The organism is Xenorhabdus sp. PB62.4, from assembly GCF_014467285.1.
GTDB lineage: Bacteria > Pseudomonadota > Gammaproteobacteria > Enterobacterales > Enterobacteriaceae > Xenorhabdus.
Genome location: NZ_NKHR01000013.1, coordinates 101,474 through 125,698, shown reverse-complemented (window position 1 = coordinate 125,698; position 24,225 = coordinate 101,474). Strand labels below are relative to the sequence as shown.

General features: G+C 42.7%; 20 protein-coding genes and 1 pseudogene. 7 read left to right on the top strand and 14 right to left on the bottom strand.

Translation table 11 applies throughout. The features are described from left to right. Positions 1-155 precede the first annotated feature (155 nt). The 8 genes from Xenpb_RS12330 to Xenpb_RS12295 form a co-directional block, all read right to left on the bottom strand. On the bottom strand, positions 156-2,387 hold the full coding sequence (locus Xenpb_RS12330; RefSeq protein ID WP_187654592.1) for an ATP-dependent endonuclease: 2,232 nt from the start codon (positions 2,385-2,387) through the stop codon (positions 156-158). Positions 2,388-3,279: 892 nt separating this feature from the next. Further along, entirely contained in the window at positions 3,280-4,821 is a 1,542-nt protein-coding gene (locus Xenpb_RS12325) for an FAD-binding oxidoreductase (RefSeq protein WP_187654591.1), read from the bottom strand. Between the two features lie 25 nt (positions 4,822-4,846). Then, positions 4,847-5,245, bottom strand: a complete 399-nt coding sequence (locus tag Xenpb_RS12320) for a DUF805 domain-containing protein (protein ID WP_099115514.1) — start codon at positions 5,243-5,245, stop codon at positions 4,847-4,849. Between the two features lie 248 nt (positions 5,246-5,493). After that, complete coding sequence (locus Xenpb_RS12315) at positions 5,494-6,771, bottom strand: 4-aminobutyrate--2-oxoglutarate transaminase (RefSeq protein WP_187654590.1); 1,278 nt, start codon at positions 6,769-6,771, stop codon at positions 5,494-5,496. A 37-nt stretch (positions 6,772-6,808) separates the two neighbouring features. Beyond that, positions 6,809-7,561 (bottom strand): cache domain-containing protein, encoded by a 753-nt coding sequence (locus Xenpb_RS12310; protein ID WP_187654589.1) that lies wholly within the window; start codon positions 7,559-7,561, stop codon positions 6,809-6,811. Between the two features lie 35 nt (positions 7,562-7,596). Beyond that, positions 7,597-8,352 carry a FadR/GntR family transcriptional regulator gene (locus Xenpb_RS12305; RefSeq protein ID WP_187654588.1) on the bottom strand — a complete coding sequence of 252 codons (756 nt, stop codon included), beginning with the start codon at positions 8,350-8,352 and terminating at the stop codon, positions 7,597-7,599. Positions 8,353-8,405: 53 nt separating this feature from the next. Next, complete coding sequence (locus Xenpb_RS12300; RefSeq protein ID WP_187654587.1) at positions 8,406-9,239, bottom strand: nuclear transport factor 2 family protein; 834 nt, start codon at positions 9,237-9,239, stop codon at positions 8,406-8,408. Positions 9,240-9,254: 15 nt separating this feature from the next. Further along, entirely contained in the window at positions 9,255-10,685 is a 1,431-nt protein-coding gene (locus Xenpb_RS12295; protein ID WP_187654586.1) for a gamma-aminobutyraldehyde dehydrogenase, read from the bottom strand. 324 nt (positions 10,686-11,009) lie between these two features. Here Xenpb_RS12295 and Xenpb_RS12290 point away from each other — a divergent pair, with 324 nt between their 5' ends. Further along, on the top strand, positions 11,010-11,408 hold the full coding sequence (locus Xenpb_RS12290) for a hypothetical protein (protein ID WP_187654585.1): 399 nt from the start codon (positions 11,010-11,012) through the stop codon (positions 11,406-11,408). Between the two features lie 179 nt (positions 11,409-11,587). Next, positions 11,588-11,815 carry a hypothetical protein gene (locus Xenpb_RS12285; RefSeq protein ID WP_187654584.1) on the top strand — a complete coding sequence of 76 codons (228 nt, stop codon included), beginning with the start codon at positions 11,588-11,590 and terminating at the stop codon, positions 11,813-11,815. Here Xenpb_RS12285 and Xenpb_RS12280 read toward each other — a convergent pair. The 3 genes from Xenpb_RS12280 to Xenpb_RS12270 all read right to left on the bottom strand — a co-directional run bounded on the left by Xenpb_RS12280 (position 11,791) and on the right by Xenpb_RS12270 (position 13,467). Further along, positions 11,791-12,327, bottom strand: coding sequence for an IS630 family transposase (locus tag Xenpb_RS12280; protein WP_187654583.1), 537 nt, complete (start codon positions 12,325-12,327; stop codon positions 11,791-11,793). The genes Xenpb_RS12285 and Xenpb_RS12280 overlap by 25 nt on opposite strands. Further along, positions 12,321-12,794 (bottom strand): helix-turn-helix domain-containing protein, encoded by a 474-nt coding sequence (locus tag Xenpb_RS12275; RefSeq protein WP_187654582.1) that lies wholly within the window; start codon positions 12,792-12,794, stop codon positions 12,321-12,323. Before Xenpb_RS12275 ends, Xenpb_RS12280 begins: the two co-directional genes overlap by 7 nt. A gap of 409 nt (positions 12,795-13,203) precedes the next feature. Then, on the bottom strand, positions 13,204-13,467 hold the full coding sequence (locus tag Xenpb_RS12270; RefSeq protein WP_187654581.1) for a hypothetical protein: 264 nt from the start codon (positions 13,465-13,467) through the stop codon (positions 13,204-13,206). A 490-nt stretch (positions 13,468-13,957) separates the two neighbouring features. On the opposite strand from Xenpb_RS12270, the pseudogene Xenpb_RS12265 reads away from it, so the two are divergent. Next, a pseudogene (locus Xenpb_RS12265) lies at positions 13,958-14,121 on the top strand (ISKra4 family transposase); the annotation flags it as partial. 53 nt (positions 14,122-14,174) lie between these two features. Continuing rightward, on the top strand, positions 14,175-14,342 hold the full coding sequence (locus Xenpb_RS12260) for a hypothetical protein (protein ID WP_187654579.1): 168 nt from the start codon (positions 14,175-14,177) through the stop codon (positions 14,340-14,342). Between the two features lie 75 nt (positions 14,343-14,417). Here Xenpb_RS12260 and Xenpb_RS12255 read toward each other — a convergent pair whose 3' ends face one another. The 3 genes from Xenpb_RS12255 to tnaC all read right to left on the bottom strand — a co-directional run bounded on the left by Xenpb_RS12255 (position 14,418) and on the right by tnaC (position 17,347). Further along, complete coding sequence (locus Xenpb_RS12255; protein ID WP_187654578.1) at positions 14,418-15,665, bottom strand: aromatic amino acid transporter; 1,248 nt, start codon at positions 15,663-15,665, stop codon at positions 14,418-14,420. Between the two features lie 65 nt (positions 15,666-15,730). Beyond that, entirely contained in the window at positions 15,731-17,134 is a 1,404-nt protein-coding gene (locus Xenpb_RS12250) for a tryptophanase (RefSeq protein ID WP_187654577.1), read from the bottom strand. Positions 17,135-17,242: 108 nt separating this feature from the next. Further along, positions 17,243-17,347: a tryptophanase leader peptide gene (tnaC, locus tag Xenpb_RS20485; protein WP_072061467.1), complete on the bottom strand. Its 105-nt coding sequence runs from the start codon at positions 17,345-17,347 to the stop codon at positions 17,243-17,245. A 301-nt stretch (positions 17,348-17,648) separates the two neighbouring features. On the opposite strand from tnaC, the gene Xenpb_RS12240 reads away from it, so the two are divergent. The 3 genes from Xenpb_RS12240 to Xenpb_RS12230 all read left to right on the top strand — a co-directional run bounded on the left by Xenpb_RS12240 (position 17,649) and on the right by Xenpb_RS12230 (position 24,147). Further along, entirely contained in the window at positions 17,649-17,942 is a 294-nt protein-coding gene (locus Xenpb_RS12240) for a hypothetical protein (protein WP_187654576.1), read from the top strand. Between the two features lie 1,085 nt (positions 17,943-19,027). Continuing rightward, complete coding sequence (locus Xenpb_RS12235; RefSeq protein ID WP_187654575.1) at positions 19,028-23,392, top strand: AMP-binding protein; 4,365 nt, start codon at positions 19,028-19,030, stop codon at positions 23,390-23,392. Further along, positions 23,392-24,147, top strand: coding sequence for an SDR family oxidoreductase (locus tag Xenpb_RS12230; protein WP_187654574.1), 756 nt, complete (start codon positions 23,392-23,394; stop codon positions 24,145-24,147). Before Xenpb_RS12235 ends, Xenpb_RS12230 begins: the two co-directional genes overlap by 1 nt. Positions 24,148-24,225 lie beyond the last annotated feature (78 nt).

The window sequence follows — 24,225 nt, the reverse complement described above, 5'->3', positions numbered from 1 at the left end:
TTGATATCAGAACGCGGGTCATCGATCTTACTGATAAAGTTAAAAATACTCATTATTACGATCGCTATTTTTATGGAATAGCGTGATCTTATCGTTTTAATGAGAGAAAGAGCTATAAGAAGTTATACTCTGGTCTTTATTTAACCTAAATAACCTTAATAAATATATGAGATCTCACCCTGATCCGCTTTGAGCCATGTAAGTCCCTCATCAATGTATAGTGGTGTTTGCCAATTACTAAATTCTAAGTTGAACGTTCTCAGTTTTCCGGTCAAACTTTCCTTGGTATCTTCAATAGATTGGCTATTAAGAAGAATCTCAATAGCGAATGATGGTTTTTTGGTAATTCCATGTTTAGCCATATCAAAAGGAGAACCACCAATGAGATAATTTTTTAGATATTTTGGCTTTAAGCTTGGAAATTTTCTCTCGTCAATCTCACCGTTTATATTGCAGGTGTCACTTATAAATTGCTGATTAACATGAAAGAAGGCATCCTCAAAGCTGCGAGCATGATAGTTAGCGCCCTTTTTATTAGCTTCTAGAATCTGATAGACACACATTACCTGCCCATTGGGGCTGCTTTCCCATTTATTATTAGTTTTGTTCTTATGAACAGTCTTTTCCTTGCGCGTCAGATTAATAAAATAATTGAGTTCGGAATTTACGCCGAAAAAGAACTGAATAGATTGGTTTGTAGTGTGTGTAGCGCCCTTTACCTCATGAGCACACAGTTTTTCGATAGGTTCCCCTCCTTTATTCTTTTTAGGTTGAGCTTTAGCTGAATCAATATCCGTGATAATAAGAGTTTTTATTCCAATAAAATCTAAGAAAATTTCGAAAATTTGTGAGTGCGCACCAACTTCAACTACTGATACATTTTGCGAAAGTAAAGGTACTGGAGACTTAGTGCCTGTTTTCCAAGCTTCTGCTTCATCGAATTGATCCTTTTTTCGCATCATAGCTGGCAATAATATTCGTTCTGTTTCACCTTCTACTAGGATTGCCTTATCTGCAAAAAAAAGCTGTGAACGGTGAATTGTCAGATATTGTTTCAGGAACTTATAATGCTCATGGTGTCCTGCATCCTTATAACGTACCTTGAGATCCTTAAGATTTTTGGAGTGCGTTCCTCCATTATATCTCTTGAAATACTTGATATCTTCGAAATCAGATTCAGTAACTATATGAGCCGAGTGGGTAGATATTATTGTCTGCAATGGCCTCTTGATATTATTAGTATTAGTTATAGTTCTACCTATCAAGCTTTTGATGTTTTTTATAAATGTTGCTTGCATTTGTGGGTGAGTGTGAGCCTCAGGTTCTTCTATAAATAGCAAATTTATATCTGCGGGCTTTGGAGATTTGCTTCGTTTAAATTCATTTAGAATAATTTTGATATCGAAGATAATACTAATTAGATTCAGGTAACCTAAACCATTAAAATTTTCGGGTAAGGAATAAGCCCCTTCCCCTTGCCTGTACATTACTGTGGTGTTTCCCTCCAGTAATTCGCGATGCTGCAAGGTTGATTTGATTTGAATTTGAGTATCATCCTCCCTGATACCGCCAAATATTCTGACATCATCAATAATGTCTTCGAAAAGATTGGAATAAATGTTATCCAGCTGACCATCAGTGATTTTTAGTGCTTCTTTGAAACTGTCAAAAACATCTGCTTCACCAGCATTGGTTAAAGTTGCTGAATAAATTTTTGCTGACATTGCCGATAAGCTTCGGTCTGAGTCTTTGTTTGATACAGACCGTCGAGCATTGATACGTTTGAAGGAAATAATGTCGTCGAATCGAATTCCCTCTTTGATTAGATCGATGTAAGAATCTTCTTGAACTTCTCGTGTTAAATGATCGTACTGGATACTTCTGCGTGCAAGCTTAAAGTAGTGGCTATGATTTTCTCGGAGAAAATCAAGTATGGGTTGGGCTTTCGCTCCTTTTTTATCGCGTTTATTGCAGTGAGCTATATAATCTCGTTTGAGAATTTCAAGATTATCTGGGGAAAGATGGTATAGAAAATCCAGGACGATCCAGTTATTTTCGGGATCAAGATCCATAATTATCTTATTTCCGACATTGGCAAGATCGTCATTATCATCATACTCGATAAATAACCGAAGTGAGATTTCCAAAGGCTTAGTGGGAAATGATTTATCTTCAATAATTTCAATAAGATAATCTTGAAATTCAATATTAAAATCATCGAGCTCAAAATGTGGATTTGTGCTATTAAGAAACCGTTCAAGTACTAGAAGTAGTGATGTTTTTCCTGAGTTATTTTTGCCAACTACGATTGACATGTATTCTTCAAGGTCAACATGAAGATCTTTTAGTGAACGGAAATTTTTAATTTGCAATTTAGTTAGTTTCACAAAATAGTTCTCAAAAATTCTCAAAAACTTAAATTTAATTTAATATATAAAAAATACAAGCTAACTCAATATCAATTGCTTATTTTATAACCTACAGTTAATAAGAGCGAACTCATTCAGTATAGATAAAAGAATGTTCTTATATAAGAACATATAAGCTAAGTTTGAGTAATGATTCAATAGCACACATCACATTTATGAATATGAGTAATAGAAAGATATACACTGCTTCATCAATACAATATGCTTAAATTTTTTAACTAAAATTGATTAATCTCAGAGTTGAATTTTCCGTCCAAGGCAAACCCATATATTGGATGTTACTGTGATGAAAGAAATTGCCGAACAGGTAATTATTATTAGGGCGAAAGTCGTTATACCTACAGCATGATCAATGAGTTACAACTGTTTTGTGATCGACCTGTTTTGTGATCGACTTCGTAAAAATGATAAATTTTGACATGTAACCCTGAGAGGGAAATGACAGCTTAATTTATCCATCTTTGAACCTCATAGTTCTTTTACCTTAGCATGATAATTAAAATCAGTAAGATACGAGAAATTAGAAGCAAAGAATTATGGGGGCATTAATAGGGGCATAAAATCAATAAATAAAAATAAATTCAATATATTCAATTAATTATACTTATTTACCAGTCTCGCCCTGGCACCAAATAAGTATCCCCCGGCATAGCCCTGTCTCTTCTACACAAATCCCTCGATTGAATCGAGGGATTTGTGTAGAAGAGACAGGGCTAGCAGGGGGTTTTCTATATACAATAATCTCCGGCACGGTAGAGCCGGAGTTTTTCTCCGGCCTCCTGTGGGAAATAACTTTAACGGTAATGTAGGGCACATGATAACGGCCTCTCGGCTAATGCAAGCCTGCCACTCAGAACGAAACGATATCCGCCGGATTAAGTGTGCTTATCACACCCAGAGCGCCTTTGATTAATGGAATAGCCACCGGAGAGAGATAAGAGCCCAGCGGAATACCCTTGTGATCGATACGGGTAAGCATGGTAAAATCATGGTTGCGCCCGGTGAGATCGTCGCTGATGGCTTTGCCAATACGCACCGTCTGCGCTACTCCATGACCGCTCCAGCCATGCACCATATATACAGGGACACTATCACCACTTTTACGGGCATCGGTGGCTCCGTTCAGGGTCAGATCGCTAATCCCGCCCCAGGAGTATTCCAGTTCGGGTTTTTCCAGATGCGGGAACACAGTTTTGATACGATAAAGCAAATAATTGTTCACATCACGTGGTGACCAGGAGTTGCCGGTGCCCTGTCCACCAAACAGCAGGCGGTTGTCGCGCACCGCGCGATAATAGTCTATCTGTAACTGTGTATCGTAGACCGGCAAATCCGATGGGATTAGCTCTTTGATATCCACCGACAACGGCGGAGTTACCGCCACATAGGTGAAAAAAGGGACTGTAGTGGAAGGGCCGGAGATAAACTCACCGGTGGAGCCATGCACCCCCAGTACTACGGCTTTACTCGCCCTGATAACTCCCCGTTCAGTTTCTATGACTGTGCTGCCGATATCTTGCCTGATGCCCTTCACTTTCGTGCCGTCATAGACTCGTCCACCCAATTTGGCAAAGCCATAAACCAGGCCTCGCAGCAGCGCCAAGGGCTGAACCTGCCCACCGATGCTGTCGATATTGGCACCATGATAGATACCTGAACGCACATACTCTTCCTGTAATTCGTGTGGTCCAATCACCTTCACCGCAGTATCTCCCAGCTTACGCCGGGCATCAGCATTAGCTACTAATGGCCCCATATGGCCTGGGTGTATCGCTGCGGTAATATGACCATATTTGCGGTCACATTCAAAACCGTAACGCTCGCGAAGTTCATCCACAAGATTCATCGCTTCAATCGATGCAAAACGCCATAAACGTTTGGCTTCATCGGGTGAAAATTCTTCCAGTATGGTTTCCGCTGCCCAGCGGGCAATTCCGGGGGTTATCTGCCCCCCATTACGGCCAGAGGCTCCCGACCCAATATTATCCTTTTCAACCAGAATCACATCCACGCCCGCTTCAGCAAGATGCAATGCAGTGGAAGCACCCAGCAACCCACCGCCAATGACTACAACCTCACAGCTCTGATCTCTGGAAAAGCCTCCAAAAATCGGCCAATCAGCCAGGGAAGCTTCATAATAGTTGGCGGGCATGGAGTTGGCCCCCATATCTCTATGCCAACTCCAGATGCGCGGATCCAACCCCAACTGACTTGTTCTGTGCTGTGCATCCTGCAACAGCGTCGGCCGGAGTTGATCAATATTGACGGCCGGAGCATCAGCCGCAGTTAAGGTCCGGGCGAGCAGAGATGTAGTAGGAAGTATGGATGAGAGTACTCCCGCCCCGGCGAGGATCGCGGCAGTAGAGATAAAATCTCTTCTGTTCATTGCCATTTCAGCACTCCTTTATGACCGGAAATTACCCGTTAGTCTGGCCCGGAGTATTTCCCTGTGAGTGAATCCGGTTTTCTGAACTGTATTTATTACTGTCCGCCTGCCCTTTCAGAGTGGCGAGAATCAGTAAGATAACAGTGCCAACAAACGGAATAAGATGTAACAGTAGCCACCAAGCACTACAGTTGATATCGTGCAGGCGGCGGGCATTTACCGCCAGCGCAGGCAAAAATGTGATCAGCAAATAGATAGCGCTGAACCACCCCATATAAATTTCGGGATTGGCAACAGCAAACAACCTTTCCAGGAAAGAAATGATGAGAACAGCCAGGATCTGAAACAGAACGAAATACCAGAACTCCTTACGCTGGGCCCGCCCCCTGAAGCAGGTATAATTTTTTAATACATTTAAATACCAGTGCATTGTTATCCTCTCTTTTGAACCAGCGGCTTACCCCTGCCGTCACGCGCATTTTGGGTTAATCTTTCCTTAGTTGTCTCCGGTTACAGTTGTCTCCGGTTACGCGGCAGAATAGCCATTTGAGGGAAAATGCTGAGCAAACTAAACACTGACTCACTCAGCATCACTCTTACACTGACGCAGCATCGTCTGTTAACGAAGTGATAACTTCGTCGTTGGAACAACTCCTGAGTTTTCAGCCATTACTTTCCCTACTTACGGTTCAGATCGAGCAGCACAGATTTCAGGATGTTGAGCGCCTCATCAAAAACATCATTTTGTATGGTCAGAGGTGGTAGGAAACGGATCACGTTGCCGTGTACACCGCAGGTCAACAGAATCAGCCCACGCTCTAGCGCTTTCTGACGCACCGCATTGGTAAAACCGGCATCGGGTTCCTGACTATCCGCACGGTTAAATTCCACAGCAATCATCAATCCAAGCCCACGCACGTCGGCGATCTGCGGGACGCGCGGTCGTAGTCCATGCAGACATTGTTTTAACCGCTCTCCTAGCTGTGTCGCACGCGCAGCCAGCTTCTCTTCTTCGATCACATCCAACACCGCATGGCTAGCCGCAATCGCCACCGGATTACCTCCATAGGTTCCCCCCAAGCCCCCTGGCACCACAGCGTCCATCAGCTCTGCTCGCCCCGTTACAGCCGCCAGCGGTAATCCCCCCGCCAGACCTTTTGCCATCGTGGTCAGATCGGCCGAAACTTCATGATGCTCCATGGCAAACAGTTTGCCCGTACGCGCGAAACCGGTCTGGATCTCATCGGCAATGAGTACAATACCGTAGCGATCGGCAATTTCGCGCAGGGATTTGAGCAGTTCGGGAGGCGCAGGATAGAAACCACCTTCTCCCTGTACTGGTTCAATGATGATGGCAGCAATGCGAGTGGGCTCGATATCGGTTTTGAAGAGATCCTCCAGCGCGTTCAGCGTCTGTTCCACGCTGATACCGTGCAGTTCTACCGGAAACGGGACACGGTAAACGTCGCTAACCAGCGGGCCGAACCCCATTTTGTATGGCGCAACTTTGCCGGTTAATGACATACCGAGGAAGGTACGGCCATGAAAAGCGCCGCTGAAAGCCACCACACCGCTGCGTCCGGTAGCAGCACGCGCGATCTTCACAGCATTTTCTACTGCCTCAGCGCCGGTGGTAACAAAGACAGTCTTCTTCACAAAATTACCCGGCACCAGACGGTTCAGTCGTTCGGCTAACGCTACATAATTTTCATAAGGTACGACCTGATGACAAGTATGGGTAAACTGTTCCAGCTGCTCTCTGGCTGCGGCAATGACGCGCGGGTGACGGTGACCTGTATTCACCACGGCGATACCGGCGGCAAAATCAATATAGCGTTGCCCCTGAGCATCCCAGATTTCAGCATTTTCCGCACGTTCAGCATAGACTTGTGTGGTCACGCCAACGCCTTTTGCGATAGCCGCATTGCGCCTTTTAGCTAACATAGATTCAGTCATAAAGTAGAAACTCCTCAGCAATCTGAATAAATGGGCTTCAGCAGACAAACGCCCTGTGTGATTCAGTGTGTGATAACGGTAGGATCACCAGACGCAGTGAAGGTGCTTCACCATCGGCCGATCGGTTAACGCTTTGGTCTTTCAATAGCGAGCCTGAACGTACTCCCGGCACTGTTGAAGTCACGACACGTGCATCGTCATTAATTATTAATGCTGGCTTACCGATAGCGCTCAGAGCCGGAAGAAGTAACCGATCCAGCGTCGAAACCAGCATATCCACCGCCGCAACACCGACAAACTCCTCATCGATAAGCACCGGATGGGCTATGGTAATTGTGTAGGCACCGTTGCAGACATAATCCACATAAGGGCCATCGATGACGGGAAGGTGACAACTGGCCGGCTGCCGGAACCACTCAAACAACCGGAAATCCAAGCGCCTGCGCTGCTCCTGATTATGTTCCAACTGTGCATACTGAATGGTATTCCCTTCCTGCCGCCACCACTCCAGCGTCCAGTAACCTCCCTGCTCCTCAACCGTCTTCGTTACTGCATAGCTGGCAAATCCCGCCCCGTTACACCAGGCGTTGTTACGCAATACGTCGTGGATATGTTCTTGTAATGCACCGCGCTGCTCCCGTGCCAAGCGGACACCTTCCGTATGATATAACGGCCGCTCCAATAAAATACGCGCTGCCTTATCTGCCAGAGCTGCGGTGGCCTGCTGCGCCGCGACTAAGATATCGTCCAGAATGCCTCTGGCCCGTTCTACGTGTATGTCGTTGTACATATTCCTTCCCCTATCTTGGGATGAATGCAGCCACGTTACTCGCGATCAGATCTCTGTAAGAATGGCGCGTCAGTATCCATACGCAATTTGTATTCAAGCAGGTGATCGGTAATTCGGATAATCATTTTCTGCGCCAACTGATAACAGGCGAGGTCATCACCTTTATACAGAGAGGCCAGAAGTGTGCGCCAGGCGGCGGAAACCTCGCTGTGAACGACCGTCTCTCGGTACAGAAATACCATCAAAGGCGCCCATTCGACCTGAATCTCCAGCTCCTGATTGGCAAGTCTGGCCGACTGTGCCTGAGATGCCAGGGTTAACAGACAGCGCATATCTGCTTGTATACGAGCATCCGGCTGCGTTGCAGCTGCAAAGCTGTCGATCAGTTGCCCAAGTTTTTTCAGTTCACCCGGCGTTGAACGTTGAGCCGCAAGCTTCGCGCTGTGACCAATTACTGCACAGTGAAATTCGCTGAAATCTGCCAGTTCGCCTGAAGCCATCAACTGCAACGGGTGATATTTCCGCATTGTCTCAACGGGAACCTGACACACAAAACTACCGCCATAACGTCCGCGCCGAGTATCGATCAACTGCCTGGCGCGCAGCGTATTCAGGGCATCACGAACCGTTACTGGTGACACACCCAACAATCGCGATAGCTCGTTCTCGTTAGGTAACTGCTCATCGGTCTGCAATATCCCGGAGATGATCGCGTTGCTTAAACGTTCCACAACCTGTTCGGTCCGGGTAGCCTGATCCAGCGGTGCGTAGACGATAGAATATGTCGTCATTCTCTAATTCCTGATTGAAATGACATGAAATTTCAGCATGTCTTCATACAACGCTAAAAAATACCGTGGCGATGCAGCGCTTGCGCATCCTCTGGCACCGGAGAGATAGCATCCCAAAGCTCAGCCACTTTGCCGTTCTCGACACGCCATAGCTCAAAGTAGCTGTGACGTGCTCCGGCAATACTTCCCTCTGAGTGAGTCAGAACAAACTGCCCGTCGGCTACTGTACGGTGGATTTTTGCATAATGCAGGCCCTGCCCTTCATTCCTGAGTTGCTTAAGAAACGCAATGACCTCATCTGTTCCATCGGGAATATCGGGACTGTGCTGGCGAAACGCCTCACCATTGGTGTAGTTTCCAAATTCATCATAATGCCCTTCGATCAGGGTACGCGTGAAAAAGTTAACCACCAGTTCTCGGTTTTTCTCTCTGTCATGGTTATGGCCCGTTTCAATCGGGCCGTCTAACTGAGTTCGGCCACTGGCATTAGGTGCAGACTGCGGCACTAAGCCATCCCAGTGCTCCACGATTAAGCCATTGGCAACCCGGTACAGATCGAAACCGACCAACGGCTGATCGTCTAACCCCGTAAAACGGCCGTGGATAGCAACCAGATCTCCGTCCTGTAGTACGCGATACGTTTCATGGTGCAATTCAGGATGTGTCTGAACTAGCTCACGCAGACCAGTAAGGCCATCTTTGACCAATGGGGAATGTTCAATGAAATTCGGCGCAAAATAACGCTCAAGCGCCCCCACATCACGATCAGTAAACAGCTCGTGGTGCGCTCGTGACACTATGTTTTGTGAAGAACTGTTTTGTGAAGAACTGTTTTGTGAAGAACCGTCGCGTGAAAAACTGTCGCGCGAAGATCTATTTTGATTCATTATGGGTGTCCTGTATTAGTCGTTGGAACTCATTACGTGTTTGATACGCGTATATTCATCGAAACCATAAGCCGACAAATCCTTACCGTACCCAGAGTTCTTGAAGCCACCATGCGGTGCTTCAGCCGTAAGAGGAATATGGGTGTTAATCCAGACAGTTCCAAAATCAAGCTCACGAGACAGGCGCAATGTGCGGCCATGGTCGCGGGTCCAAACACTGGAGGCCAACCCGTATTTCACATCATTAGCTTTCTCGATAGCATCCTGCTCTGTCAGGAACTTCTGTACTGTGATAACAGGGCCAAAAATCTCGGTCTGAATCATTTCATCGCTCTGCTCCAGGCCGGTAATCACCGTAGGTTCAAAGTAATATCCCGAACGATCGGCCTGATGGCCTCCTGTTTCGATACGGGCATGAGCAGGCAGGCGCGCAATGAATCCTTTGACCTGCTCTAACTGACGGATATTATTCAGCGGCCCATACAGCGCCTCTTTATCTTCCGGATCGCCAAACCGGGTGGCTTTAGCTGCCGCCACCAATTTAGTGACGAAGATATCGTGAACAGATTCATGCACCAACACACGTGAAGCCGCCGTGCAGTCCTGACCAGCATTGAAGTACCCCGCGGTAACAATGGTCTCTACCGCTTTGTCTATATCCGCATCGGCAAAAATAACTACTGGCGCTTTACCGCCCAACTCCAGATGCGCTCTGGTGAGATTAGCCGCTGCCGAAGAAGCAACCTGCAAACCTGCACGTACGGAACCGGTGATGGAAACCATAGCCGGCGTTTTGTGTGAAACTACCAGAGCACCTGCGCTGGCATTACCCAAAACCACATTGAAGGTGCCGGCAGGGAAGAACGGAGCGGACAGCTCAGCCAGCAACAGAGTACTCTCCGGCGTAGTATCACTCGGTTTAAGCACCACGGCATTACCTGCTGCCAGCGCAGGAGCTATCTTCCACACCGCCATCATCAACGGATAGTTCCATGGGGTAACCTGCCCTACTACGCCCAGCGGTTCACGCCGGATACTGGTAGTCATACCAGAAAGATATTCCGCTGTAGCCTTACCTTCCAAAAAACGCGCTGCACCGGCGAAGAAACGGATATGATCCACCGAGGTTGCAATCTCCTCGGAGGCAATCAGGTGCTTGAGCTGCCCTGTATTGCGGCTTTGCGATTCAATCAGGCGTTCAGCATTTTTTTCTACCGTATCAGCCAGCGCTAGCAACGCCTGCTGACGTGCCGAGGGGGTGCTGCGTCCCCAAATTTTAAACGCCTCTTTGGCCGATGCGTAAGCATCATCAACATCCGCCGCGGTCGCGTTAGGAGAACGCGCATAAGATTCACCAGTGACCGGGCTTACCAGATCAAAATATTCGGAACCTTTAGATTCAATATACTGACCATTAATGAAATGCCTGAGCTTCGGTACTGACATCGCTACCTCCTGATAGATTAAATGTATAAGATATAACCTATGATTTAATATATTTAATGGTTGCATTTTAGTCAAACTTGTAGCGGAAATGTAAAAATAAGAGGCAATTTAGATACATACATGTAACTTTAAGTATTTCTGTCAGAAAAAAATATTCAGATCTGTGAAGAGGATCGAGGATTTCATATTTACGGACCGGATGTTACGGATCGGGTTTTACGAAGAGACAGTACGAACAAACCGGCTGGTTCAGTTCGTGACTCCTGAAATGATGATAGACTCAATTCCAACCTCAACTACACCCATATTAAAGGTAAATGTACAATGAGTAGATTTCCAGAAAATTCAATTATTGTTAGAGACATATCAACTAATACTTTAAAGATTATGGTTACAAAAAACGGAGATATGCTAGTTAATAAGATGAAGTTACTAGGTTTTTCTCTAATGAATGATGAAATTAGAGAATATTATAAGGATGATGATAGATATTATATAGACCCCTTTGCAAATTTTATGAAACTATCGGTAGATACGGAAGAGGAAAAAATAAAAATAATTAAATTATTAATCAAAGAAGAAGCTCTCTTTTCATGCGGACGTAGTTGGTCCCCTGAAGAAGTCATGGATTATTACAAAAATGATAAGAAGCTTATATCAGAAAAATATAAAACTATACATTGGTATGGTTCGGAAAAGTATTACATTAAAGAAATAGAATAATATTTGTTTAAAAATAAAACTGGGAGAGCTTACGGTCTTCTGGTTTTATTATCACATCAAATTTTTACATTGACATTGATCTATAAAAAGAGCTAACTATAATATAATTATAAAAGAATTTAATGAGCCGTGAAGTGAAAATAATTAACTAGATTTTTAGAAATTTAAGAGATTTTACAATGAAAGAACTATCTTTAAATATTACAAGTATTACTTTGGTATCAAAGAATTATAACAAAGATTCAAATGTAGTTACTTATTATTTGGATATAGGTGGAATTAGCAAACATTTTCAGGCAAAACTTCATGGTGGAGCAAGTGTTGAAATTTTAAACGATTATGAATTATCTAGATTACCTTATAAATCTAGCGAGTTAAGTACTCAAGAAAAATTAATTGTAAATTGATCGCTATAACCTTCCAATAACGTATTTAGCTCATACTCCATGGTATCTTGAGTCCAGGTGATAAAACGTCGCCAGTGATATTTGGCTTGTTTCCAGACGATTTCAATCAGGTTCAGCTCTGGGCTGTAGGCGGGAAGATAAAGTAAAAGCAGGTTGTGCTCTCGTAACCAGCGATGTCTGGTTTTTTCCGCGATCCCATGGTGGATACGCGCATTATCTAGCACTAAAAATGTCAAACGGTTGTCTCCTTGTTTGGCGACCTGCTCTAAAAAATCAATCACATCAGCTCGTGTGATACTGCCTGACGCTGTCTGGTAAAACAGCGTGTTGTCCGTGTAATTTAACGCCCCCAGAACTGACCATCTGCCATGGGCTTGAGGCTCAGTCTCATGGGGCTTACCCCGTGGACTCCAGCCATATTGCACTGGAGGAGATGCGGCAAAACCCGCCTCATCAAAATAGACCAGACGGTAATGGCCTAACTGTGCCCCGGCCTTAATTTTGCTCAGCAAGGCGGATTTTTTCGCAAACTCCGTTTCGTTGCGCTTTTTTTAAGCGACAGGCGGGTTCGTTTATAGGTCAGTCCCTGCTTTTTCAGGGTATTCGCCAGCGTTTCAAGCGTACAGGGCAGGGAACCATGCCTTGCCTCAACGCACTGGGCTATTCGGGCGAGCGTCAGGGACTCTGCGCTGGCCGCTTCGACCGCAGTGGCAATCATTTCAGGCGTCATAGCGAGATACCGGCCGCCAGCATGACCGCCTAATAATCCCGCAATCCCGGAATTGTGCCATGTGTGAACCCAGTTGTAGATAACCCGGAGACTGCATCCTATCTCAGCGTTGATCTGGGACGGCTTGATGCCTCTGGCAAGCATGAGCAAACCCGTTCCTCGCGTACGGACGTCCCGGTGTGGGTGATTCAAGGCCAGTTGTTGCAATGTAATTCGTTCAGGCTCAGAAAGTGTTATCTTCGATTTCATAAGAACAGGTGGAAAATCGGGTTATCGGGTTATTGATTATAACAGTAATGCAGATAATTTATCTTATTAACTTACAACAAATGGATCTGAAGATATGAAAAATATACATTTTTATGGTGATGATACTAAAACTAAAATATTCATAGATGGTAAACCCTATTAATAATAGTATATTTAAAACAACTTTACTGTTTTTTTAAGAAATAATTTAATACTTCGAATAGAAAGTTAAATTCATGTAAATAAAAATCCACTGAATTCAGTGGATTTTTATTTATTAACGAATTTATTGATTAAGAATAAACTAATTTTCTATGTTCTTTTCAAATATAAAAGCAACCTTTAGTTAGGCCTTCAGAGATATACAGTTTGGTTGCCAACACGCTCAGCTTAGGACCTTCAGTTGCAATCAACTGAGAAACATATTCAGATAGGTTTTCGATAGTTGTTTCTTTTCACAGATGTGAATATTCACGTCTTTGGTATTAGCCAAGGTCGTAGTTTCCAAAGCCATCTCTATGAAACCGTGTTGTTCAGTAATATAGCTGATGACATTAAAATGCTCATTAAGTACGCTCTGAATAACCAGGTTTTCTTTGTTAATGAAAATGCAATTGGTTAAACGTTTAATCCGACGGTAATATTCTTCGCTGACTTCTATTACTTTATCCATTGGAACTTATAGATCTTTCTGGAAGTACAAATAAGATAAATGGCCGTAAGCAATGTTCTTACAACCATAAGAAGAACTGTTTTCAGGGAGAGCATAAAAAAACCTTAGGGCATTTTCATTCAGTAGGCGATAGAATGAGCAACTAAACGTACTGATCGGGCATCTCATCATGAAAGCCTATGTCGTTAAAAGGCCCTTCGAGGTATCAGCCCTATGGTCTGGCGCCGCTTCAGAATGTCAGTCAATACTTCTTTAGCCGATTTTCACTATATTATTCTGATCGCTCAGGGATTACATTTCCTGATAATCCTGACAAAATCGCGCTTGATGACTTTAAATTTGATGCCGATGATCGTACTTATGAGTACAATTTTTTCGAGAACTGACTTCACAATATTACATTAACTCAATCTTGATTCGCCTGAACTTAAATCTGTTGTGACAAAGCCATAACGGGTATGTATGATCGATATCCATAAAGATATGGTGAAAAAAACAGCAAATGCAATGGAGCTAACAAGGTATCATTGCTTACTCCAGACGCGAATAGCAGTACTCAATGATGATTTAAAATTCCGCTTTGAGCGTGAGTATCCGGGAATAAAATTAAGTGAAGAAACAGAGAATTATTTTACAGAAGTGGTTGCTACATAAGTGCCCCACAGTTTTTTTATATTCTCTCTGATAATGGCGGCTCCGAAAGCCGTTTGCCTGTCGAACAAAGCGCAGATCTTATCGACTATCTGACCGCCAGCTTGTTACGTGCGATCGCCCAAATTGTGGCCTATGCCCGGGGGTATTGGCAGATTATTTTCATTCTTGCCGGTATGACAAAATGGTTTCACCATCAGGCTTCAACTACAAGAAACCCATGAGTGCGATGCCAATAAGCGGCAACAATTTATTGATGTCTACCGACACTACGCAGGTTTATTAACGGCTTATATCAATCAGCGATAAATAGGTAATATATTAAACTGTGCCAATAATTGGCAAATGATACCGAATATACCAAATGCAATGACTGTATAAATTAATCCTTTACCGCCCCATACTTTAAAACCAGATTCAGAAAATTTTTTTCGGACTTTTAACACCATCACTGCGGGACAGATAATCGCCCAAATACAAGCTGCCATACCAGCATACGCAATAGCAATTAAAAATCCGTTTGGAAAAAACATACATAACAACAGAGGAGGAGTAAAACAAATCAGTGCTGATTTAAATCTTCCACCAGCATTATCCTTAAAATTAAGCGTAGCTAATATATAATCGAATAATCCAATTGCAACGCCTAAGAATGAGCAAAATACCGCACTGATTGAGAACCATAATAAAAATGTCTCGATATAATCACTATTTAACACAGTATAAAGAGAATCAATAAACGCGTCTAAGTTACCGCCTTTGTTAATAATGGTAATAAATTGTTCTCTTGGTAAATTCCCCATAGTGCCGATCATCCAAAGTAAATAAATGATCAACGCCAACACACATCCGACAATACAACTTTTTATTACTTTTTTTTCATTCTGATTATAAATTTTATACAAACTACACACATTTCCATGATAACCAAATGAAGTAATCGCATATGGGATGATAATGAAAACAAAAGGATACAATACTAATTGATTACTTCCCTCTACCGAAAAACTAAAGAGTAATGAACTTTTTGCTTGTATAAACAAGCCTGAAAAAGCCAATACAAAAAGCACTATTTTAATGAAAAGAAATAACGAAGTAAGCCGGCTCGCACATGTTCCTCCCCACCATATGGCTGCACCAAGAACAATGGAAAATATAATAAAAATCGCTCTCAGGTTGATATTGTATCCATAGAGACGCGAAGCTCCATAAATAACAGATCCAGCAGCAGAAATATAGGCATACATTAATATATATAAAACAAAAATTAATGATACATTAGCAATATAACATGCCCACTTTGGTAATAACTCTTTTGAAATATAAAAGTAATTTGTTCCTGCACCATACTTCGATGTACATTCAAGAATATATATCCCTGAATGAAACATAATAAAGCAAACAATAAGTAAAACCAAAAGAGAGTTAATAAACCAAGCGCCTGACATTATGGTCGGTAAACTAAACATTCCGGCCCCTATCATTGCACCACCCAGCACAAAACCTCCCACAATAATTGAGGGCTCTTTATTAATTAAATAGCTCATTGTTATTTCCTTAATAGAATAAGGATGAGGCTCTCGTGCAATACGAGAGCCATTATTAATGATGGTTATTTGATAGGTTTTAATCTGGCCGTAAAGTGTCTTAATACCGGAGGCTCATATTCAAATTCAAGCCCTTTAAGGGTTGGGAGTTTATCTTTCAAGCCAATTAATGCATCTGCAATATAATCCATATGGTCATTGGTATATACCCGGCGAGCAATAGTCAGGCGCATAAATTCCATAGCAGAAGGTTTCTGTTCTCCGGTTGCCGGATCACGTCCTAAAAGAAACGAGCCAATTTCTACCGCACGCACACCTGATTCCAGATAAAGTGCATTAATAACAGTCTGCGCCGGGAACTGATCACCGGGAATATGAGGAACTAATTTTTTACAGTCGACAAAAACAGCATGTCCGCCAGTAGGATACTGAATAGGAATGCCACCTTCCCGCAGACGATCTCCCAGATATTTCACCTGACCGATACGATAATGCAGATATTCTTCCTTCGTTCCTTCTTCTAACCCTTGAACCATTGCTGCCATATCACGCCCAGCGAGTCCACCGTAGGTGACAAATCCTTCCATAGGAACACAACGTTGTCTTGCTAAAGTAAAGGTATTTTCATCATTTTTAATACATACCAATCCACCGATGTTTAATAGTGGATCTTTTTTTGCTGACATGGTTAATGCATCTGCATATTTGTACATCTCAAGAATAATTTCTTTGATTGTTGCGTCTTTATATTTAGGATCGCGCTCTTTAATAAAGTAGGCATTTTCACAGAAACGCGCTGAATCCATGACTACAAAAATATTATGTTGTTTGGCTATTTCATATACTTCTTTTAAATTACTCATTGCGACCGGCTGACCGCCTGCACTATTACAAGTTACCGTTGACACAATAGCAACCACATTATCCCCACCGTGTTCAGCAATAGTGGATTTTAATTTTTCAATATCAAAATTACCTTTCCAATCATAATAATTTTCAGAGTCGAATGCTTTTTCAGTGACAATGTTAATTGCCTTACAACCGTTTAATTCTACGTGTGCTGCGGTTGTATCAAAGTGGAAATTTGAAATAAAAACAGGCTGTTTCGCTTTACCTTCTTGTTGTTTTATTTTTAACAACACCGGGAAAAGAATATTCTCTGCCCCACGTCCCTGATGAGCTGGAATAACATAATCGTAATCAAATAATTCTTTTACCTTATCCTTTAAATCGTAATAATTTCTGGAACCTGCATAAGCTTCATCACCAGTCATCATCGCAGCCCATTGCTGGTCACTCATCGCATTTGTTCCGGAATCGGTTAATAAATCGATATATACCGCACTGCTAGGAAGTAAAAATGGGTTATAGCCTGCTTCTTTTAATGCCTCCTCACGCTCTTCTCTTGATGGAATGCGGATATTTTCTACCATTTTAATACGGAACGGTTCTACGATTCTTTTAGCCATAACAATACCTTTAATATGAAATTAAATAATTTAAGTAAAATTTTCTGACTCTTTTTGCATGAGCAAAAAAAGCGAAATTAAAATGAATAGAGGAAAATAAATCAGGTATTATTTTTGAGGGAAAAAGAAGGCGAGTTCGGTATCAATATTAAACCATTTCTTCATATTGAAGAAACCTCTTAATACTATTAATACTTCATAAGACGAGTACATACTTTTATCCTTCCATTTTGGAACTAGTATACTTTTCGTAACAATGTATATAACAGTTAAGACCATATAGTAATAGTATCAATGTATAAATTGAACAATAATCACATTATTAGTAAATTACTCATAAATAATTTAGATATACGTCACATTAATTTTCCTTGTGATTACTCTGGTTTATTGATAATGATGAATGCTCAGATAGGCTAACCCGCCCGAAAAACACCACTATCCGTGATCTGGTCATTTTGCCAAGCAGCGTTGATCTTGAGTCACAAAAGAGATAGGCGCTGAAGGAGAAACTATGAACAATAATGTCCAGAGCAGACAGGACAGTAACAAAGTCATCATTGGTGTCGATGTCGGTACCCAAGCCAGTGAACCCTGGGTGCAGTTGCCGATAGTGTTTCTGAGAGTGTCAGACAGGCGGTGGCACATTTTTCTGCCATTGACCGCACATATCAGCCAAATGAGGCCTATCACGAACGCCATAATATCCGGTTTGCATCATTTCAGTGCCTCCAGCAGTGTGCCAGAGAGCTTAAAGGCTAGTTACAGTGCATCCAAGAGAGCCTGCTTTTACAGGCTTTCTTATTGAGTGCCGGGCATACATGACAGCCAAGGAGTAAAAGTAACCCATTGACGCAGCAAGAAGTTAAAAATGGGGTGATGACACTAATTAGCTATCCTAACAAGAACCCCCTTAAATTATTCATATATTATCAAAACGCTGTAAATGTTTTGCCATTAGTCCCTGAAAATAAAAATATCTTATTAAATAATAGATTAATCGTGTTCAATTACGAACCGCTACGAAACTTATCTGCTAACGGTATCAGGCAAAAGTATCGCAGTGAGATACACCGTACTCGACTATGAAAAACAAAATACATAAGAAAGTCTTGTGAAAATAACTCAGGTATCTGTGATACTGAATGGGCATTACATATCAGATACTATCGCAAATGATTATACTAAACCGTTATGTTGTTCAAATTCCACCCAGAAAACTTTTATATTCTCAAGTAGTTATTGACATACTATTAGTTATACAACATTATTAATATGTAAACTAATTGATTTAAATGTTGCATGTTTTATAAGTATTGGTCACAACTGCATCGCTGTTGTGTCTTTGTTGTTACTGATAGAGGTTATGCAAGATTATGATGAAAGATCATTATGTGAAATTCTTTCCCTGCACTCATCATTTATGGCTGCAAGAATACAAAAACACTTTAACTCACTATTCATATCATTTAGAAAAGTTTAACTTTTATTCCTTTAAATCCAACTTTAAGACAAACATCAAACCCTTTTCCAAACAACGCCTAGCTCCGGCCAAAATCAACTGCCATTCATCATCAACTGGATAATTTATACCGGAAAGGTGATCATAAAATAATTTTCATCGCTGTATTTTAATTATCATACAGCGATGAAGATTATTTTATTTATTGCCATCCAAAATCAACCAAGTTTTCTGAATTATTATTTTAATTCACTTATACATTGTTGAAATAAGCAAGGTGGACTTTATATGTAAAATTAAACATTAGCGCTTTTCCATTAATCATAAGCACCTACATTTATCATGCTGATGCTAAATAACATACCTGAGTGATTAAAAATATCACTTAGTTCTATTTCTATTAATTTTCCGACTGAAACAGAAAGAAAAAAATGTTATTGCAAAAAATTGAGTATCACTTTTCTTATAATGCCGATAAGGTAGCGATTTATTCTAAAACGGAAGCCATGACTTATGCACAATTGGCAACCAGTTCTTATAATATCGCGAAATCCATTAATCAGCGATTAGCTGAACCTGATTCTCTTATCGCCATTTTAATGAACAGGCAGCCTGCTATTATTGCAACGCTTCTTGGGATTATGCGATCAGGCAATGCCTATTCCATTGTGGAAGCAGGCAATAATCATCAAGAAACAATGGCAAGGTTGAATGCCATTCAACCGGATTTCATTATCACTGACGAAGATAATGAAGCGTTCGCAGAGGAAAGCGGTTTCCGTTGGATAACTTACCGTACAGCAGCCTCTGACCAGAATGAGTCGGGGCTTCCATTAATGCCAGATGGTCACACTGTAGCCTATGTATTATATACTTCAGGTTCAACAGGAACGCCTAAAGGCGTTGAGGTTAGCCATGATAACCTAACCCATTATTGCCGCTCATTAACTGAACAATTAAACTTAGCGCCCCATTTAACATATGGTCATGTCAGCACACTGGCCGCTGATTTAGGTAATACATGCCTGTTCTTATCCCTTTGGTCTGGTGGTTCATTATACCTCGCCAGTGAATCAGAACGAAAAGATCCTGCTGCCCTTGCCCGCCTGATCGCTGACAAAAAAATCCAGTTTTTAAAGATAACGCCAACCCATTGGCGACCTGTTCTAACCGCATTACAGGCTCAAAAGTATAATGAACCACTTTTAGAATACCTGTTGTTGGGGGGTGAGGCTCTGCAAACAGAACTGGCTCAAACCAGCCTTGAACAACTGACAACACGACGTTTAGTCAATCACTATGGCCCGACTGAAACGACTATCGGTGTCACAATCCATCAAGTTTCGCTTCAGGAGTTACACGCTACCTCCGAATTAACATTACCGATTGGTCAACCTTTCGGGTGTACTCAAATTGTTTTACGTGGGAATGATGGTGAATTCAGCGACAAGGGTTTCATTGAAGGAGAATTATTCATCGGTGGCCCTTCTGTAGCAAAAGGTTACAGAAATTTGCCTCAGGCCAGTGCGGAGCGCTTTGTAGAACTCTCTGGCTATACCGGCCGGTATTACCGTACAGGCGACCGGGTTCGAAAAGAAGCTAACGGGACACTACATTTTCTCGGCAGGGTTGATAGACAGGTTAAAATTAAAGGTTATCGGGTCGAACTTGAAGCAGTAGAACGAGAAATACGCCACCTTGGCGGTGTCGATCATGCTGTCGCATTCTGTCATCGTTACAATAACCACGATTATTTATTATGTGCTTACTCAGGCATCGCAAACAATATTGAGGCAATGCGCCATACTCTCAGTGAGCGTGTTCCTTCTTATATGATCCCTGCCCGCTTCGAATATCTTGGCAATATGCCGATGACTCCCAACGGCAAAGTAGATTTAGCATCTATCAAGAAAATATTGATTGAAAATTTCGAACAGCGTCAGTCTAAAGAATCAATAGGCCCTGTCGGTAACCTTGCCGATAAATGCGAACAAGACGTTATATGCGCATTTAAAAAACAGCTTCAAGGCGTAACATTCACAATAAATGATGATTTCTTCCAATTAGGGGGAGATTCGCTTGATGCTATTCAACTGGTGTCCGATTTACAGCTTCAGGGCTATCCTCTCACCGCCCATAGTTTTCTTGCCCAACCTTCGGTACAAGGCGTGTTGACGAGTTTACGCAACTCGAATAATCATAAAACAACTCAACGTAAGAAACGCAGTGAAGCAACTTCTTGCTCTCCTTCGCAGCAATGGTTCTTCCGGCAAAATATGAAGGAGCCGAACCGTTGGACTCAGGCACTCGCTCTGGAGGTCGGTACCAAACTTGACCACCACAAACTGAATACTGCGTTCATGCAACTTGCTACAGAGCACCCCATGCTCACAGCACGTTTCTTCTGTAATGAGTTACAAGAATGGCAATTTATTGCCGGCCAAACCAGCCAACAGCTATTTATCCACGAACGGCTTATCCACGATAACACGCCTGTCCGCTCTTGGTCAGAAAGAGAATCAGCCGTGTGTGAAGCTTATCAAAGGCTGGAATCACAATTAGACCTTCACACAGGTCAACTCTGTCGCGCTACCCTGCTTGATTTCTGCGACGGCCCATCAATCTTACTGCTGATCGCTCACCATTTAGCTGTTGATATCATTACATGGCGATTGTTATTGGATGACCTGATGAGGCATTACGCCGTTGAAGCAGGGCTGGAAACCTCAACAAAGTCGTTCAATATCAGCCAGTTTAATGACTGGTGTCAACATTTGGAATCTGAACGGAATTTATTTGTTAATGACCTCCATTACTGGCAATCACAGCCACAGATGGAAATAACGGAATTAAATCCCGGGCAAGAAAAAGATTCAAAAACACTATGGCTTGCCCTGACTGAACAGGAATCCAGTCATGTTAATCAAGTTGCAGCCGAAAAATGGAACTGCACGCTGGACAGATATCTGCTGGCCGCATTCCTTGAAGAAGCAGCGCAACTCAACGGAAAATCAGTTATCAATGTGGATGTAGAGAGTCATGGTCGTTTGTCACTGCGCTCTGATATTGATGTGTCACGTACGGCTGGCTGGTTCACGTCCATTTTCCCGCTTACGTTCGACATAACTCAAGAAACAGATGACACATTAGTCTCTATCGTCAACGACAGGATGAACGCACTCCCTCATCTGGGTACAGCTTACGGTTTGTTGCCAATAAATGGTTTGTTACCAATAAATGGTCTGTTGCCAATAACAGGTACTGCTCCGGCAGCACTCTGCTTTAATTATGCCGGGCAATTTAAACTTGGCATGAGGAATGACTGGCAGTTAACGCCAGCCGATGTTGCTCTCCCATCATTAAGAGGAACAACGAATAGCCGCATACATGAGTTAAAGCTCACTGGTCGTATGTATAAGCAGCAATTATTGCTGGACATCAATTTTAACAGTCAACAATACAATGATGAGCAAATGTTAGCGTGGGCACAGCGCTTACATATTCGTTTGTTACGTCATACGCCTGTGAGCGGTAAAGGAAAACACCCCCCCATTCTGGATAACAACAACTCTGCTGGCGCTATCTGGAATCCACTGCCTGCTTTATTAACTCGTACAAAGCAAGAAAAACAGCGTCAATATAAACATATACTTCTTACAGGCGCGACGGGCTTCATTGGTATCCATGTTCTGCAAAAACTACTGGAACAAACGGATGCCTGCATTCACTGCTTAATTCGCCCCCGTACAGAAACAACCGCAGAACAACGTTTACAAGAAGCATGGCAAGTATTCTTTGAACCAGAAACGCTGCAATGCCATCAAGATCGAGTTCAATGTCTCTCTGCTGATCTGGTTCAGCCGAATCTTGGGTTAACGCATTTAGTCTGGGAATCTTTAGGTCAAACCATAGACGCAATCTACCATTTTGCGGCTGATACAAAACTTGTAGGCAGTGGCAATACCGCTCATGACAATATTCTCGCTCCGGTAAAAGGTTGTATTCACCTTGCGGAAACCGGCAAACCCAAAGATCTTCACTTTATGTCAACGCTCGCCGTGAGCGGTACTCGAAAAGGTAAACAGACAGGCTATTTCGATGAAACAAGTCTGGAAATAGGCCAAGAGTTTCAAAACAGCTACGAGCGATACAAATACGACGCGGAAATTTTGGTACGTAATTTCGCTTATCGGGGTAGCCAAACATTTATTTACCGTACCGGAAATGTAACCGGACATTCTCAAAGCGGGAAATTCCAACGAAATGCCGCAGAGAACCGTTTAGTACAAAGCTTAAAAGGCATTGTCGCCCTGGGTCAGATCCCGCTTTCTTACGATGAGGAAATTGTTCTCAGTCCAGTCGATATCGTTGCCCATGGATTAGTTGCCCTATCGCTAGACACATCTCTAAATGGTGGAACTTTCCATCTGGATTCTGAATACACATTACCAATACATACCCTTATTAAGGTATTGGAACGCTATGGTGCTCAAATCGAAAAGGTGAATAGCCCTTCTCTGGAACACTTATTCCGTCAATCAGGCAGGTTAGATCATAAAGATATTGCCATCGGCTACTTCTGGTCAGCACGGGGTAATCGAAACATCCAATTCAACCATAGGAAGACACTGACGCACTTAGAGCGTCACGGTATTCAATTCAAACAACTTGATCGGGAATGGGCCGAGAAATTCATCAAACATTTGCTGGATCAGCACGTTATCCAACCATCCCTGATTCATTCAACAAAAGAAAAAGCCACTGCTTGTCATTCTGAAACTTTAGGAGCGTTATAATGAAAAACCATCAAATTATTGCTATCTCCGGTGCTACCGCTGGCATGGGCAAAGCGGTGTTAGATCTCGCCGCACAAAACCAAGCCAAAGTTGTCTTCAGTGGCCGCAGAGCTGAGCGTATTCGTCAAATCGAAGAAGAACATCAGCAACTGGGACATCATGTCGTGGGACTGTGCGCCGATGCAACAAAAAGCAATCATTATGACCAACTCCATTCGCTGGCAGAACAAAAATTCGGTCAGGCTCCCACCGCTTTTGTATTGAGTGCCGGACGCGGATTGCCGGGGACACTGACCACGTCCGATTCAGGGCAATGGCAAGATCTGATTAATACCAACGTATTAGGTGCCATGCACCAATTGCGCTCTTGCGCGGCTTTGTTCTCACAACAAGCACTCGTAGAACCCAAAGTCCGGGATATTGTGGTGATAGGTTCAACGGTCGGCCGTACCGTATCAGCCGGAAATCCCGTATACGGCGCCACTAAATTTGCCCTGCATTCTTTAGTTGAATCACTACGCCAGGAACTGTGCGGAAAACTCATTCGGGTCACATTAATCGAACCCGGTTTTGTCCATTCAGAGTTTCAGGCTACCGCCGGATACAATATGGAATGGTTCGAACAGATAGAACGCGAGCAAGGGCCTTTCTTACACGCTCAGGATATTGCGGATGTTATTCATTTTGCTCTGGAACTTCCTGCCCATGTCCATGTCGATGATTTTCGCATTCGTCCAACCAGACAACGTGCCTGATTGGAAACGGAAAATTTTGACGCAATAAGTCCCCAATAATCTAAACATTGCCGTAAAGATACGGCTGGAAAATTAGAA